We start from the raw sequence: 15,621 nt of genomic DNA, 5'->3' as shown, positions 1-15,621 counted from the left end.
GATTAATTTTCTTTATTACCTAAGATTAATGTAACGTGGTTAGATCTTTTTCTGATTCTGTACCCTCTACCTTGTGGAGCTGGTCTTAGTCTCTTCAATTGTCTTGCGCTATCCACGAAGATTTCTTTAACGATAAGGTTAGCTTCTTCAATATCCGCACCTTCGTTTTTCACCTGCCAGTTTGCCATAGCAGAAAGAAGTAATTTTTCTAACTTGTTAGAAGCATCCTTCTTAGAATATTTTAGGATATAAAGAGCTTTATCTACCTGCTCTCCTCTAATGATATCAGCAACTAATCTCATTTTTCTTGGAGAAGACGGGCAATTATTTAATGAAGCTTTTACAACGTCTTTGTTAGCTTCTTTTCTTGCGATTGAACTATCTTGTTTTCTTGATCCCATGATTATCTGCTTCCTTTATTTTTGTTACCACCATGACCTCTGAAAGATCTTGTTGGAGAAAATTCGCCTAACTTGTGACCAACCATGTTTTCTGTAACATATACAGGGATAAAAGATTTCCCGTTGTGTACAGCAATAGTTTGTCCTACGAAGTCCGGAGAGATCATAGATGCTCTAGACCAAGTTTTGATAACTGTCTTCTTACCAGACTCTATATTTGCCTGAACCTTCTTATCTAAAGTATGATGAATGAACGGTCCTTTTTTAAGTGATCTTGCCATAATTATTTTCTTTTAGATACGATGTAACGGTTAGACACTTTGTTTTTCTTTCTAGTTTTGTAACCTTTAGCCGGTTTACCGTTTCTAGATCTTGGGTGACCTCCTGAAGAACGTCCTTCACCACCTCCCATTGGGTGATCTACAGGGTTCATTACAACCGCTCTTGTTCTTGGTCTTCTACCTAACCATCTGCTTCTACCAGCCTTACCTGATACAGTTAATTGGTGATCCGAGTTGGAAACTGATCCAATCATTGCCATACATTCAGTAAGGATCATTCTGGATTCTCCTGAAGGTAATTTGATGATTGCATATTTACCATCTCTGGAAGTCAATTGAGCTGAAGAACCAGCACTTCTTGCTAAAATAGCACCTTGACCAGGCTTCATTTCAACACAAGAAATCACAGTACCTAAAGGAATGTTTTTCAACTTCATTGCGTTTCCTACATTCGGCTCTACGCTTTCACCAGAAATCACTTTCTGATCAACTTTGATACCGTTTGGAGCGATGATATATCTCTTCTCTCCGTCAGCATATTCTAATAAAGCGATAAATGCAGTTCTGTTTGGATCGTATTCTACAGTTTTTACAGTGGCTTCAACGTTTGCTTTGTTTCTTTTGAAGTCAATAATTCTGTATTTCTTTTTGTGTCCACCTCCGGTGTAACGCATGGTCATTTTACCTGTTTGGTTACGTCCACCTGACTTTTTAATACCAACTGTCAGAGATTTCTCTGGCTTGTTAGTAGTAATTTCCTCAAAATTGTTTACAATTCTGAATCTCTGTCCCGGGGTGATAGGTTTTAATTTTCTAACAGACATTACTATTATTTATAATTAATAATTAATTTACAGCAAAAATATCGATAACCTCACCTTCAGCAAGTTTGATTACCGCTTTTTTCAATTTGTTTGTCTTTCCTACTTGAAGACCTTTTTTAGTGTACTTTGAAGAAACCTTCGGAGCATAAATCATTGTATTAACGTCTGCTACTTTTACACCGTAAGCTGCTTCAACAGCCTTTTTGATCTCGATCTTATTCGCCTTAGGGTTTACTAAGAAAGAATAAGTACCTCTTAAATCTGTAAGGTAGTTAGCCTTTTCTGAAATAACTGGTTTAATAATAACTGACATGACTTATTTCTTTAAATTTTCCTGGAATTTTTCAACTGCACCTTCTAAGAAAATGATCTCACCAGCGTTTACTAAATCGTAAGAACTGATTTCGTTGAAGTTCATTACTTTAGTTTTAGGTAAGTTTCTTGAAGATAAATACACATTCTTGTTAGCTTCAGGAAGAACGAATAAAGATTTCTTACCGTTAAGTTCCAATGCATTCAATACATTGATGAAATCTTTAGTCTTAGGAGCACCAAAGCTCAAATCTTCTAAAACTTTAATGCTGTTGTCTCTCATTTTCTGAGATAAAACAGATTTTTTAGCTAATCTCTTAAGAGCTTTGTTCAATTTGAATCTGTAGTCTCTTGGTTTTGGTCCGAATACTCTACCTCCACCTCTGAATACTGGAGATTTGATATCACCGTATCTAGCAGATCCTGATCCTTTTTGCTTCTTAAGCTTTTTAGTAGAAGCAGTAATTTCGCTTCTTTCTTTTGCTTTATGAGTTCCTTGTCTTTGTGCAGCAAGGTACTGTTTAACTTCTAAGTAAACCGCGTGCTGATTTGGCTCAATTCCGAATACTGTTTCGTCTAGAGTTACTTTTCTTCCGGTCTCTTTTCCTGATGTATTTAATACTACTAGTTCCATTTTCTGATAATTACATAAGAATTTTTAGCTCCCGGAACAGCACCTTTTACTACTAAAAGATTTTGTTCTTGATCAACTTTTAACACTTGAAGGTTCTGAACAGTTACCTGCTCACCTCCCATTCTTCCAGCCATTCTCATCCCTTTGAATACTCTTGAAGGGTCTGAACCAGCACCGATAGAACCTGGAGCTCTAAGTCTGTTGTGCTGACCATGAGTTGCCTGCATTACACCTCCAAATCCGTGTCTCTTAACAACACCCTGGAAGCCTTTACCTTTTGAAGTTCCTGTTACGTCAACAAACTCTCCTTCAGAGAATAAATCAACTTTTACTTCTTCTCCTACTTTTACTTCATCAACGAATTCTCTGTAGAATTCAACCAATTTAGCTTTAGGAGCAGAACCAGCCTTTTTAAAATGACCAGCTAACGCTTTACCAACGTTCTTCTCACTCTTGTCATCGAAACCTAATTGAACAGCTTTATAACCGTCTTTTTCTAAGGTTCTGACCTGTAAAACCGAGCATGGACCAGCCTGAATAACTGTACAAGGAATGTTTTTCCCTTCTTCGTTAAACAAAGATGTCATACCGATTTTTTTACCAATAATACCTGACATTGTTTATATTATAATAAAATTTATCCTTTATTTTTTCCATTTTCCGGGAGTCTGAAGTGATTTCTAATTCTGATATAGGCACACTACGCTCCTAAAATGAGTGTGCAAATTTATGAATAATTTTGTAACTGGCAAATATTTCAATTAAAATATTTTGATTTTTAATCATTTAGATCATTTTCGGAAACAAAACAGGTTTTGAAAAAATGAATCAGGCATAAAAAACAGTCTTTTCACTTCAATTGTCAATCCGGACCCTTCAGAGCCAACAGCAAGAATCAAATAAAATGCCATAAGTATTGGATAATGAAATATTTTCATCCTGTCTGGTCAGAAAAAAATAACAACTACAAGACCTTACATTACAACACCGTCATTATATTCAAATAAAAAAACCTTATGAGAGCATAAGGCTTTATATTTTCAGGCTCCTTCTTACAGATTACGGAACCAGTTCTATAGGATTATTACGTTTTTTCAATTTCTCTTTTACCTGATTCTCGGCATCAGGGCTAAGATTAAAACCACTCTTGGACATTTCAAGGATAATATTGTCCTGACTGTTCTTTAATGCCTTATAGTACTCTGCTTTGGCAATCTTTTTACCACCAAGCCTTCTTTCCGAGATCCACAATGGTTTTTCGTCAGCCAGATTTTTATAACTGATCAGTTCAAATTTATAATGTTTTTTGTCGTCCTCCATCTCCACAATCAGCCCCGGCAGCCCGTAAAACTTATAAGGACCATCTGAAACCGGAATATCATTCGTAAACCAGGCTTTATAATTACGGCCTGCATAGGTGAGTAGCGCCGCCTGACAGTTGAGATTGCCCATCTTCTTCTTTTGATCAGTGATCCTCCATTTAAATCCCGGACTTTCTTCGTATAAAAAATCGGCCCTTATTATTTTATCATAAAATTCTACTGTATTCTTACTCTGATCTTTAATAATTCTGAAAGCAAAGTCTGTCTTCGGAATATTTCCCAGGTTCAGGTTAGCAACCGAAGACCTGTTATTGATCAGGTCTGTTGTAATAGAATCCCGTTTATAAGAATTCAAACTCATAAACTGTGACTTCTGCTTCCCCCTTTGCAATATAAAATATTCCTGCCCGATGTTTTCCTTATCCAATGAGTCCCGCTGACTTGTCAGCAAGTAGATATACTGGGATTTCACCACATCTAAATTAACCGCTTTCTGACCACTCACATAAACACCAAGCAATAAAGACAAAAATATTATTCCAAGTTTCTGCATAAAAAACATCAATTTTAATTAATAAAAAAGAGGATATGAAATCCTCTTTATATAAGTTATTTTATCAATAATTAAGGACATAGTAGTGCGTCCGCTACAAGAACAACGTCTATGATATCTCCCAGGGTTTCTCCACAAGCCGTCCCTTGAATTCCGCAGGAAAGCGTGGCAGGAACACAGGCAACAGCCGCCTCTGCTACTTCAGGAGCTTCCGCTTCTACTGCAGGTGTATTTTCTGTAATTTCAACTTCAGGAGCGATTGTGTTTGCACTCATCAGACCAGCAACCATTAATGTTGCTACTAAGAATAATTTTTTCATGGTAATATTTTTTTAGTTTTTAACTTCACTAAGTAATGAATAAAAAGATAAATATCCAAATTTTTATCAATAAAATTCACAAATAAATATTAAAAACATAAACAATATAGCAAAATACTGAATATTACCTAAAAACACATTCAATCCTCTATATCAATACCCGAGGTCATTTCATCACGTTAACTCCAATTTCTTCAAGCTTCATCTGATCTTCAACCGTGATACCATCATCCGTAATCAGATAATCCACCTGATCCAGTGAAGCAATTTTCCCGAAACCTTTTTTGTTCAATTTGGAAGAATCTGCAAGAACTACGGTTTTATCCGAACATTCAATCATCACCTGGTTAAGATGCGCCTCCGCAGCGTTGGAAGTACTGATTCCAAATTCAAGATCGATACCGTCCACTCCCAGAAAAAGTTTATTGCATGAGAACTGCTTCAGAATGCCTTCAGAAATGGATCCTACAATGGAAGTGGAGCTTTTTCTCACCTCCCCACCCAGCTGAATAACATTAATATTCGGATTATTGCAAAGTTCAATAGCGACCCTCAAAGAAGATGTCAGAACGGTAAGCGGCCCAAAGTTCATCAGCATTCTTGCCAGATAGTGCATCGTAGTTCCCGACGCCAGTATGATACAGTCATTCTCCTGAATCAACGAAAGAGCAGCCTTAGCAATGGCCTGTTTTGCATCTACATTGATATTTTCTTTTTCCCCTACATTTTTTTCATAAGCATACCTCACCTGCTTACTTGCTCCTCCATGATTTCTGAAAAGAAGCCCCAGACTTTCGAGATAGTTCAGATCCTTTCGTATCGTAACCGAAGAAACATTTAATTTTTCACACAAATCCTGAACAAGAACATGACCTTTTTCATCCAGCTCTTTCAATATTTCATCATGCCTTGGAATTAGCTTTTCCATTTTATTCGTTTCCTCAAAAATACCGCTTTTTTTTCACATGTGCGTTTTTTATTGCCCGGATACTATTAATAGGTAATCCCATCATATTCAATCATAAAGGCAATAGCAAGTCATAAATTTACTTATTTTAAAATTTCATTTATTTTCTTTTTGCTTTCATTTTTAATTTATATATTTGAAAACGAAACATAAACGAAACATTTATGAAACGAAACGAAGAACTCAGTAAATTAACCAATGTAAAAGAATGGGACTTTATTGTCATAGGAGGAGGAGCCAGTGGTTTAGGTTCAGCATTAGACGCAGTAAGCAGAGGATTCAAAACTTTATTGCTTGAATCTCATGACTTTGCGAAAGCAACATCCAGCAGAAGTACCAAACTGGTACACGGCGGGGTAAGATATCTTGCCCAGGGAGATGTCGGTCTGGTAAAAGAAGCTTTGAAAGAAAGGGGGCTATTGGCAAAAAATGCAGCCCATATCGTAAAAAACCAGTCTTTCATTATTCCTAATTATACCTGGTGGGGTGGAATCTATTATAAAATAGGTTTGTCTGTCTACGACTTCCTTGCCGGAAAACTGAGTTTGGGTAAGACAAAATATATCAGCAAATCCAAAACCGTAGAAAAGCTTCCGACTATTGAACAAAATCATTTGATGAGTGGTGTTGTTTACCAGGACGGGCAATTCGACGATGCAAGATTAGCAGTTAACTTAACCCAGACAATTATTGAAAAAGGAGGAACTGCCATCAATTATATGAAAGTGGTAGGGCTTTTAAAAAATGATTCTGGTAAGATCATCGGGGTTACAGCCGAAGATCAGTTTAACCAGCAACAGTATCAGATTCACGGAAATGTTGTCATCAATGCGACAGGGGTATTTACCAATGATATTCTTAATATGAACAACCCTAAGCATGGCAAACTTGTAGTACCAAGCCAGGGAATTCACCTTGTACTGGATAAATCTTTCCTGAAAAGCGACGATGCCATCATGATCCCGAAAACCTCAGACGGCAGGGTGCTGTTTGTTGTCCCATGGCATGACAGGGCTTTGGTAGGAACTACGGATACCCTTCTTAAAGATGAAAGTTTTGAGCCCCGTGCTTTGGAGGAAGAGATCAGTTTCGTTTTAAATACCGCAAGACAGTATCTGGCTAAAAAACCAACCCGTGAGGATGTAAAATCTGTATTCGCCGGACTTCGTCCCCTTGCAGCTCCTAAAGACGGAAGCAAAAACACTAAAGAAGTTTCCCGAAGCCACAAAGTGATCACCTCTCCTACCGGATTGGTTTCCATTATCGGAGGAAAATGGACAACTTACCGAAAAATGGCAGAAGACACGGTAAACGAAGCAATGAAAATTCACAGGCTGGGAAATACCCCTTCTAAAACAGAACATCTTTCTATTCATGGAAATGTAAAACCTGAACAGGTAGACAGAACCAATCATCTATACGTTTACGGATCTGATATCCCAGCTATCAAAGCTTTACAGGACAGCAACCCAAGATATGCCCAAAAGATTCATCCGGACCATCCGTTTACTGTAGCAGAAGTTGTATGGGCTGCAAGAAATGAAATGGCAGAAACCGTTGAGGATATCCTGGCAAGAAGGGTACGTCTTTTATTCCTGGATGCAAGAGCTGCTATAGACAGCGCTCACCATGTAGCAAGAATCATTGCTGAAGAAAAAGGACACCCTGAAGAATGGGCCCAAAAACAGGAAAATGAATTCATCGATCTGGCAAGAGGCTATTTATTAACGCCTTATTCACCTAAAGTTATCAACCTGAATTAACACTTTATATATGAATGAAAAATTAATTCTCGCTCTAGACCAGGGAACAACTTCCTCCAGAGCGATTCTATTCAACCACAGCGGAGAAATAAAATACCTGTCTCAGAAAGACTTCAGACAAATCTTTCCTACCCCGGGATGGGTAGAGCACGACCCGAATGAAATCTGGTCTTCACAAATCTCCGTAGCAGCAGAAATCATAGCAAAAGCAGGAATCTCCGGATTGGAAGTAGCCGCTATCGGTATTACCAACCAGCGGGAAACGACAATTGTCTGGGACAAAGAAACCGGGGAACCTATATACAACGCTATTGTATGGCAGGACAGAAGAACATCAAAATATTGTGATGAACTGAAAGAACAGGGACACGCTGAAACAATCAGAGAAAAAACAGGACTTGTGCTGGATGCTTACTTCTCAGCGACCAAACTGAAATGGATCCTCGATAATGTAGAGGGCGCAAGAGAAAAAGCAGAAGCTGGAAAATTATGTTTCGGAACGGTTGATACCTGGCTGGTATGGAAACTGACCCGTGGTAAAATGTTTATTACCGATGTATCCAATGCCAGCAGAACCATGCTTCTGAACATTCACTCTCTTGACTGGGATAATGATTTGCTGGAACTGTTCAATATTCCGAAAGCGATTCTTCCGGAGGTAAAGCAAAGCAGTGAAGTATACGGCGAAACAGCCACTACCCTGTTCTCCACTAAAATTCCGATTGCAGGGATTGCAGGAGATCAGCAGGCAGCCTTATTCGGGCAGATGTGTACGTCTCCGGGAATGGTAAAGAATACTTACGGAACAGGATGTTTCTTATTGATGAATACAGGAAAAGAAGCCGTCTCTTCTAAAAATAACCTTCTCACTACTGTAGCCTGGAAGATCAATGGTGAAGTTAATTACGCATTGGAAGGAAGTGTATTTGTAGGCGGAGCAGCTATTCAGTGGCTGAGAGACGGGCTTAAATTAATCAGCTCTTCTGAGCAGGTGAATGAATTGGCAGCATCTGTAGAAGATAACGGCGGTGTTTATTTTGTTCCGGCTCTTACCGGGCTGGGCGCCCCTCACTGGGATCAATATGCAAGAGGAACCGTAGTGGGAATCACCAGAGGAACCACAGACGGACATATTGCCAGAGCTACTCTGGAAGGAATTGCTTTCCAGGTGTATGATATTGTAAAGGCCATGGAAGCGGATTCAGGAAGAGAAAGTCTTGAACTGAGGGTAGACGGTGGTGCTTCGGCAAGCGACCTGCTCATGCAGATTCAGTCTGACCTGTTCGGCTTTAAAATCACCAGACCAAAAACACTGGAAACTACAGCACTTGGCGCGGCTTATCTTGCCGGTCTTGCTGTAGGATACTGGAAAAACATAGATGAAATACAGGCTCAATGGATCATAGAAAAAGATTTCCATCCTAAACTGGAAAAGGAAAAGGTGGAAAAAATGGTACATCTATGGAACAGAGCTGTATCCCGTGCTCAAAACTGGATCGAAGATTAATCCCATGACCTTAAAAAAACTCACATGACACCATTTATCGCAGAATTAATAGGTACAGCACTTCTTATACTATTAGGAAACGGCGTTGTAGCCAATGTTGTATTAAAAGATACGAAAGGAAATAATTCAGGCTGGATTGTAATTACCACTGCATGGGCGCTGGCCGTTTTTATCGGAGTAACTGTTGCCGGACCTGTAAGCGGTGCACACCTGAATCCGGCCGTAACCATCGGCCTGGCAACAGCAGGCAAATTCTCCTGGAATCTTGTCCCTTCTTACATCGCAGCCCAGATGATGGGCGGAATGACAGGTGCATTTCTGGTATGGCTGTTTCATAAGGATCATTTTGCAGTTACAGAAGACGAAGGAGCCAAGCTGGCATGCTTCAGCACGGGGCCTGCCATCAGAAAGACTTCATCCAATCTTATTAGTGAAATCATCGGGACGTTTGTTCTGGTATTCGTGATCTTTTATTTTTCAGATCCCAGCATTTCACTTCATGCAGATCCAACAGCGAAAGTAGGGCTTGGTTCTGTAGGAGCCATTCCGGTTACCTTCCTTGTCTGGGCAATCGGACTGTCTTTAGGAGGAACTACGGGATATGCCATCAATCCGGCAAGAGATCTCGCTCCCAGGATCATGCATGCTATTCTTCCTGTGAAAGGCAGCAGTGACTGGGGATATGCATGGATTCCTGTAATAGGACCTGTAACAGGAGCTGTTATCGCCGCTCTTTTATATGGATGTTTAAGCTAAAAATTTAGATTATTTAACGCAAAAGCCTTATGGGATACATCATAAGGCTTCCCTTCAAACGCTTTGCAGGCCATGGCGTGGCGGGCTTTTGCGTCTTGAATTCATATTTAACGAAAAAATAAGCAATACCAATGATGAAAATCTTTAAGGCAATTTTCCTGATCGCATTAGGCACAGGAAGATTATTTTCTCAGGAAAGCGGTGAAGGAAAAGAAACCAAAGAAGGCAGGCTGGACTTTACTGCCAATATTCAGAACAATCACCTGTGGAGAGGACTGATCATTACAGACAAGCCTGTAGTCATGGGAAACCTCTCTTATGCACTGGATGCAGAAAAGAAATGGAAAGTGGGGATCTGGGGAGCTTCTGCTCTTGCCGATGACAAGGACAATACCCACTATAAAGAGATCAATTATTATATCCAGTATTCTGACGGGCGTTTTTATATCGGATTATGGGGCCTTTACAATTCAAGGAATATCAATACTGCTGTAGCGGCTGATGACATTTTCAGTTACTCCCAAAGAAGAACAGCCCATATCATTGATCTCAGGACGAATTATACTTTCGGACCTTCTTTTCCTCTTAATATTGAAGCTGACATTATGCTTTACGGAGGAGCCAATGCCGGAGAAGTTATACTGGAACCGGATGGGAGCTATAAGAAGAACAGATATTCTACCTATATCCAGGCCAGCTACCCTGTGATCAGCGGACAAAAGGTGAATCTGGATGCCTTCGTAGGTGCAGGGTTTTCATTGAATGGCGACACCTTTTTATACGGCAATGGAAAAAATAATTTTGACATCGTCAATGTAGGCGTAAAAGCCGGGAAGGTTATTAAAATCACAGACCATTACAGCTTACCCGTTTCTATGATGGCTATGTGGAATCCCTCTAATAAGTATGCAAGGATTCAGCTGGCGGCGACAGTTTTTTAATGACCACCCCGTCAAATCTTCGATTTGACATCCTTCCGGTGCAAGAGAATGGCTCTAAAAATTATTTGTTTTAATGATATTATTGATTACCAAGTAAAGAATCACCGGGATTTTACGGTTTTGGAGTTGGGTAAATATTTTTAATTTTGAAAAAAAAAATTCATGAAAAAGATTTTCAGTTTACTCATTCTCTGCATCAGTATTTTATCTTTTGCACAGGTAAAGGTTCCTTTTACAGGATACAGAAGTTTTGATATTATGAAAGGATATAGCGGAACAGGCACTCCTCACTATTATCTGGATGTGAAAAAAAACGGGGATGTCTTTTTTGGATATGTGCAGGTAAACCAGGCAAACCAAGAAGAAACCAAGGAGGAAATAAATGCAGGAAAATATGCCCCCAATAAAGTCATGAAAGTACATTTCAAAAAATACAAAGAGACTTTCCTTGTAAAATTTGATAAGAATAAGATCTTTATGACAGACGAAAAAGGAAATATACTGAATCTGGAAGGCTGCTGCTCTGCCAGAGAAAGCATAGATAAAGAAACCTGCACCTGCGAAAGTGAATTGTATGAATAACGATACAAAGCCGCTCCTTTTGGGGTGGTTTTTGTATATAGGGAAAACCATCCCGTCAAATCATAGATTTACCAACACTCTGACGGAGGGGAATGCTACTACCAATTGCAGAGACTTGTTCTAATAAAAGTTTGGTATTACATTTAGAAATCACCGGGATTTTACGGTTTAAGGTTTGGGTAAATATTTTTAATTTTGAAAAAAAAAATTCATGAAAAAGATTTTCAGTTTACTTATTCTTTGCATCAGTATTTTATCTTTTGCACAATCGCAGGTACCCTTCACAGGAAAAAGAGATTTTAATATAGAAACCGGAGAGGAAGGTTCGGGAGCCCCCGCTTATTATCTGGACGTTAAAAAGAACGGGGACGTACAGTTTGGATTCATCCAGGTAGATCCGGAAACCGGGAAGGAGAAAAAAGAGGTCATCAATGCCGGAAAGTACAATCCAAAGGTGATGAAGGTTCATTTCAAAACCTACAATGAAACATTTTACGTAAAATTTGACAAAAAGAATATTTACCTTACCGATGCGCAGGGAAATATAAAAAAAACGGATGGCTGCTGCCCGGATATGAACCAGAAGAACTGTGACTGCAAGAGTATTTTATATCAATGAAAATACTAAGATTTCTATTCATCCTGCTCCTCATTGCTTCATGCAGCAGTAAAGAGAAACATCCTTATACATTTTATTACTGGAAAACCAATCTGAAACTTGACCCGGAAGAAAAAAGGGTTCTTGACAAAGCACCGGTGCCCTTTCTCTATACAAGATTTTTCGATGTTGATAAGATCGATGGAAAATTTCAACCTGTAGCTGTGATTACGAAAGATGCCAGTTTTCAGACCAGCAAACAAATCGTACCGACTGTTTTCATTACCAACCCTGCTCTTTTGGGGATTAGCCCGGATGAGATTACATTTCTCGCAGAAAGTATTCATCATTTAGTGCAAAAGAAAGCGGAAGAATATCATTTAAAGATCAATAATGAAATTCAGATCGACTGTGACTGGACGGCAGGTACCCGCGAGGATTATTTTAAATTTCTAAAGGAGCTGAAAAGGGTTTCCGGAAAAGAGATCACCTGTACCCTGCGCCTTCATCAGGTAAAGGATAAAAAAAACACAGGGATTCCTCCTGTAGAAAAAGTATACCTTATGTGCTATTCTACTTCCTCACCGCTGGAAAAATCAGATAAGAATTCTATTCTGGACGTCAGCACCCTCAGGAGCTATCTTTCAAAGCTGGAAGATTATCCTGTAAAAAAGATTGAAGTTGCACTTCCTGTTTATTCATGGGGAATTGTCACCAATCATCTGGAAAAGCACAGACTTATCAATGCCTTGTCTGAAAAGGACCTTGACAATCCCAATTTTAAAAGGATTTCACCTTCCGAAGTTGAAATTCTGAAGGACGGGTTTTATTTCGGAAATTATATGAACAAAGGATTTACAATTAAGGTGGAGGAAATTTCAGAAGAACAGCTTGAAGAGGTTATCAGCTTCCTGCAGAAAAAAATCCCACACTTTAATATTATTTATTATCAATTAGATAGTAAATTTGTGTCAGATCGAAAATTTTAAATCTCCTGCAGATGAAGACAGACCTTTCATTCTTATTTACGGAAATGTCTGCCCGATATTGTAATAATAAACGACTATAAAACTAAAAACACTACAAACCCTATGAAAAAGTATATTCTTTCACTTGCGGTTGTATCCCTTTTCTATACACAGTCAGATGCCTGTGCCTGGTCAGATCCTGATTATGAATATTTCAACCTTTTTACCCAGAGTATTATCCGGGATAAGTCTTATCTCCCTTTCCTGCACAATTATTCTTCAAGGTTCTACAGCGGATATAATGCATCCCTGATTCCTGATGACAATATTGAGACCTGGAAGAGGTTCTTTAACAATCAGCTGAGCTATCCGGAAACGCAAAATCTGGTGTACAAACTGAGCATGAATGATCTCAATGCGTTAAAGAACGGCACTCCCACCCACCCGCTTTTACAAAAGCTCGGTACCGGGTTTTATCAGAAATACAAGGAAGGAGTTGATTATCTGATTGAGGCCAAATATCTGGAACCTTATATGAGCATCAATTATGTGGAAAGTGAAAATTCATTTTACTATGACAGAAGCAATAACAGTAAGAATGCTACTGCTCTGGATTACAATAAAACTATTGCAGCTTTAACCTCCTTATATCATGCAGCCAGAAATCCTGAGATCAAGCAGCGTTACGGATATCAGCTGGTACGTCTGAACCACTATACAAGAAATTACGATGCTGCCCTCCAGGCGTTCAAAACCTATATAGAACCTATCAAACTGAAAGGTGCGGTTTACTTCATGGCACTGGATCAGCTGGCCGGAGCCCAGAGAGGGCTGGAAAAGAACAGTGATGCCAACTGGAACTTCTTCCAGGTATTCATGAACAGCAAAGACCGTAAGGAATCTGCTTTTATTTCCATGAAGCTCTCTGATACTGCTTCCTTCAGCAATATTATGAAAAGAGCAGGCACGAATGAGGAGAAAAATATGGCTTACTTCCTTTTAGGCTATGAGGATTTCAATAATCCTATTCCTATTATGGAAAAGATGTATGACATCAATCCGGATTCCGAAATTCTGAAGGTATTGGCGGTAAGAAGCATCAACGAACTGGAAAGAAGTTACCTTCCGACCTATTATTATACTGATGCCGCTTCCGGAAAAATATCTGTCCAGAGAGGAAAAGCAGACACCAAGGATTCAGCAGATCCGCAAAAAGACAAAGCCGGCCAGGAGGTGAAGGAAGAAAAGGTTTCTTTCTGGCAGAAAATCGTAAGGTTCTTCAAAAATCTTTTCGGAGGCTCCAAGTCTGATCAATCCGGCAGTAAAGCAAAGGCTGACCAGAGTGATGATGAATTATTCAGCAATCCGGACCGGATTCCTTTCTATACAAGAACGGGATATTATTATGATGAAAAGACAAAGGACTATCTGGATGACCTTGAAAAATTCACAGAGAAGACAAAGGAAAAATCCAAAGATGAATACTGGCAGATTGCAGACGCCTATCTCAAGTTCCTGAAAAAAGACTATAAAGGAAGTTCTGAAATCCTGAATGACATTAAAACCACCAACCCGGAATACCAGGAAGAGATCAAAAGGATGAAAGTGCTGAACGACATTGTTTCCCAGCCCAAAATAGATGCTGCCTACGAAGATCACTTAATGAAAGATTATGCTGAATATTTTGTGGAGAAAAAGGTAGAAAAAGACACCGCCAATGTCAATGAGTATGATTATTATGGTGATGCTCCTTCTACTGCCGACTTCCTTAAAGATGTTCTTGCCAACCGATACTTCCTTCAGGGAGAAGACGGAAAGTCATTCCTGATGAATAATAAGCTTTCTGACCTTCAGTATAACCCTAACTCCAGCTTGGTAAAGAGTGTGGAAGACTTCTACAGAAAAACCAACAAAACCCAGTTTGAACAGCAGATCATTGCTAAAAACATGGACAGTGTTGGAAATATTGATGCCTTCTTTAACACGATCTATGGTGACAGGGCCATGAGACTTGCCAACTTCGAAAAGGCTAAATCCTATTACGAAAAAGCACAGCAGTTCGCAGGAATTCCGAGAGTGAATTACGACTGGTCTGAAAAAGAGGGTCAGACCATTACTCCAAAGCAATATGCACCTGCCGAATATGACGGCTATGATAATATTTCCAGCCTTGTTTTCGGACATAATGTATGGGAAAGCTTCGGAAGTCCGGAAACGGAAAGTATGAAAGCCGAAAGCTATACAGATTTCCCTTTCATCAAAGACAATATGAATAAACTGACATTGTGTGATGCATTGATTCAGCTTAAAAAGATCGGAAACGGAAATGATGAAAAAGCAGCGAAAGCCAATCAACTGATCGGAAATCTGCTTTATAATACATCTATTCTGGGATATTACCGCCAGCTGTTTGTAATGGATATCGATAACAGCAACGGAGGAAAATACAATTTCTGGAATACGGACCGTACTAATCCTTATAAGTATTATTATAAAAACTTCCTGGATACTTCTTATATTGAACCTGATAATTTTGATCTGGCCATAGGCTATTATCAAAAAGCGCTTAAACTTTCCAACAATAAGGAAGAAAAGGCAAGAATCCTGTTTCAGATGGCAAGTGCCGAGCAAGGTAAATATTACCAGTATGAAGCGAAGGCTCCGAAAGATTTTGATTATTCTGATCCGAAGTGGTCTGAAAAAGAAGATGCCCGCCAGAAAGAAATGGATAATCTTAAAAATCAGAAATACAGAACGTATTTTGCACAGCTGAAAGCCCAGTATTCAGATACTGAGACTACAAAAGACCTGATGGGAAGCTGTTCTTATTTCAGTTATTTTATGAAAAAATATTGATCCATAAGGTTTGTATCGCAACTACAGAAAACTTTT

The 15,621-nt window shown here is 39.1% G+C and carries 17 protein-coding genes; 8 read left to right on the top strand and 9 right to left on the bottom strand.

The annotated features are described in order from the left end of the window. Window positions 1-2: 2 nt before the first annotated feature. The 9 genes from rplV to BBI00_RS18490 form a co-directional block, all read right to left on the bottom strand. Window positions 3-401 carry a 50S ribosomal protein L22 gene (gene rplV, locus BBI00_RS18530; RefSeq protein ID WP_002983214.1) on the bottom strand — a complete coding sequence of 133 codons (399 nt, stop codon included), beginning with the start codon at window positions 399-401 and terminating at the stop codon, window positions 3-5. A gap of 2 nt (window positions 402-403) precedes the next feature. Further along, window positions 404-682 (bottom strand): 30S ribosomal protein S19, encoded by a 279-nt coding sequence (gene rpsS / locus BBI00_RS18525; protein ID WP_002983209.1) that lies wholly within the window; start codon window positions 680-682, stop codon window positions 404-406. Between the two features lie 2 nt (window positions 683-684). Next, window positions 685-1,506 carry a 50S ribosomal protein L2 gene (gene rplB / locus BBI00_RS18520; RefSeq protein WP_065400322.1) on the bottom strand — a complete coding sequence of 274 codons (822 nt, stop codon included), beginning with the start codon at window positions 1,504-1,506 and terminating at the stop codon, window positions 685-687. A 22-nt stretch (window positions 1,507-1,528) separates the two neighbouring features. Beyond that, window positions 1,529-1,819: a 50S ribosomal protein L23 gene (gene rplW / locus BBI00_RS18515; protein ID WP_045491154.1), complete on the bottom strand. Its 291-nt coding sequence runs from the start codon at window positions 1,817-1,819 to the stop codon at window positions 1,529-1,531. A gap of 3 nt (window positions 1,820-1,822) precedes the next feature. Beyond that, window positions 1,823-2,452 (bottom strand): 50S ribosomal protein L4, encoded by a 630-nt coding sequence (gene rplD, locus BBI00_RS18510; RefSeq protein WP_065400321.1) that lies wholly within the window; start codon window positions 2,450-2,452, stop codon window positions 1,823-1,825. Then, window positions 2,443-3,069 (bottom strand): 50S ribosomal protein L3, encoded by a 627-nt coding sequence (rplC, locus tag BBI00_RS18505; protein WP_065400320.1) that lies wholly within the window; start codon window positions 3,067-3,069, stop codon window positions 2,443-2,445. Before rplC ends, rplD begins: the two co-directional genes overlap by 10 nt. Window positions 3,070-3,511: 442 nt before the next feature. Then, window positions 3,512-4,327: a GLPGLI family protein gene (locus tag BBI00_RS18500; RefSeq protein ID WP_165602558.1), complete on the bottom strand. Its 816-nt coding sequence runs from the start codon at window positions 4,325-4,327 to the stop codon at window positions 3,512-3,514. 71 nt (window positions 4,328-4,398) lie between these two features. Next, window positions 4,399-4,647: a hypothetical protein gene (locus BBI00_RS18495; protein ID WP_065400318.1), complete on the bottom strand. Its 249-nt coding sequence runs from the start codon at window positions 4,645-4,647 to the stop codon at window positions 4,399-4,401. Between the two features lie 166 nt (window positions 4,648-4,813). After that, complete coding sequence (locus BBI00_RS18490; protein ID WP_065400317.1) at window positions 4,814-5,575, bottom strand: DeoR/GlpR family DNA-binding transcription regulator; 762 nt, start codon at window positions 5,573-5,575, stop codon at window positions 4,814-4,816. 203 nt (window positions 5,576-5,778) lie between these two features. Between BBI00_RS18490 and BBI00_RS18485 the strand changes: the two genes are divergently transcribed. From BBI00_RS18485 to BBI00_RS18450, 8 genes are all read left to right on the top strand, one after another. Further along, window positions 5,779-7,377, top strand: coding sequence for a glycerol-3-phosphate dehydrogenase/oxidase (locus BBI00_RS18485; protein ID WP_065400316.1), 1,599 nt, complete (start codon window positions 5,779-5,781; stop codon window positions 7,375-7,377). A 10-nt stretch (window positions 7,378-7,387) separates the two neighbouring features. Beyond that, window positions 7,388-8,884, top strand: a complete 1,497-nt coding sequence (gene glpK / locus BBI00_RS18480; protein ID WP_065400315.1) for a glycerol kinase GlpK — start codon at window positions 7,388-7,390, stop codon at window positions 8,882-8,884. Window positions 8,885-8,908: 24 nt separating this feature from the next. After that, the gene (locus BBI00_RS18475; RefSeq protein WP_065400314.1) at window positions 8,909-9,640 is read left to right on the top strand and encodes an MIP/aquaporin family protein; all 732 of its coding nucleotides are present in this window, start codon (window positions 8,909-8,911) and stop codon (window positions 9,638-9,640) included. Between the two features lie 131 nt (window positions 9,641-9,771). Further along, entirely contained in the window at window positions 9,772-10,581 is an 810-nt protein-coding gene (locus BBI00_RS18470; protein WP_083988576.1) for a hypothetical protein, read from the top strand. A gap of 162 nt (window positions 10,582-10,743) precedes the next feature. Beyond that, window positions 10,744-11,163: a hypothetical protein gene (locus tag BBI00_RS18465; RefSeq protein ID WP_065400313.1), complete on the top strand. Its 420-nt coding sequence runs from the start codon at window positions 10,744-10,746 to the stop codon at window positions 11,161-11,163. Window positions 11,164-11,374: 211 nt separating this feature from the next. Further along, window positions 11,375-11,782: a hypothetical protein gene (locus BBI00_RS18460; protein ID WP_065400312.1), complete on the top strand. Its 408-nt coding sequence runs from the start codon at window positions 11,375-11,377 to the stop codon at window positions 11,780-11,782. After that, a complete protein-coding gene (locus BBI00_RS18455) occupies window positions 11,779-12,750 on the top strand; it encodes a hypothetical protein (RefSeq protein ID WP_083988575.1) in 972 nt (323 codons plus the stop codon). Before BBI00_RS18460 ends, BBI00_RS18455 begins: the two co-directional genes overlap by 4 nt. 102 nt (window positions 12,751-12,852) lie before the next feature. Continuing rightward, window positions 12,853-15,585 (top strand): hypothetical protein, encoded by a 2,733-nt coding sequence (locus BBI00_RS18450; protein WP_065400310.1) that lies wholly within the window; start codon window positions 12,853-12,855, stop codon window positions 15,583-15,585. The last annotated feature ends 36 nt before the right edge of the window (window positions 15,586-15,621 follow it).

Origin of the sequence: Chryseobacterium arthrosphaerae (assembly GCF_001684965.1) — a bacterium.
GTDB classification, from domain to species: Bacteria; Bacteroidota; Bacteroidia; order Flavobacteriales; family Weeksellaceae; genus Chryseobacterium; species Chryseobacterium arthrosphaerae.
The sequence above is the reverse complement of the archived record's forward strand: the minus strand, read 5'-3'. Positions and strand labels throughout refer to the sequence as shown.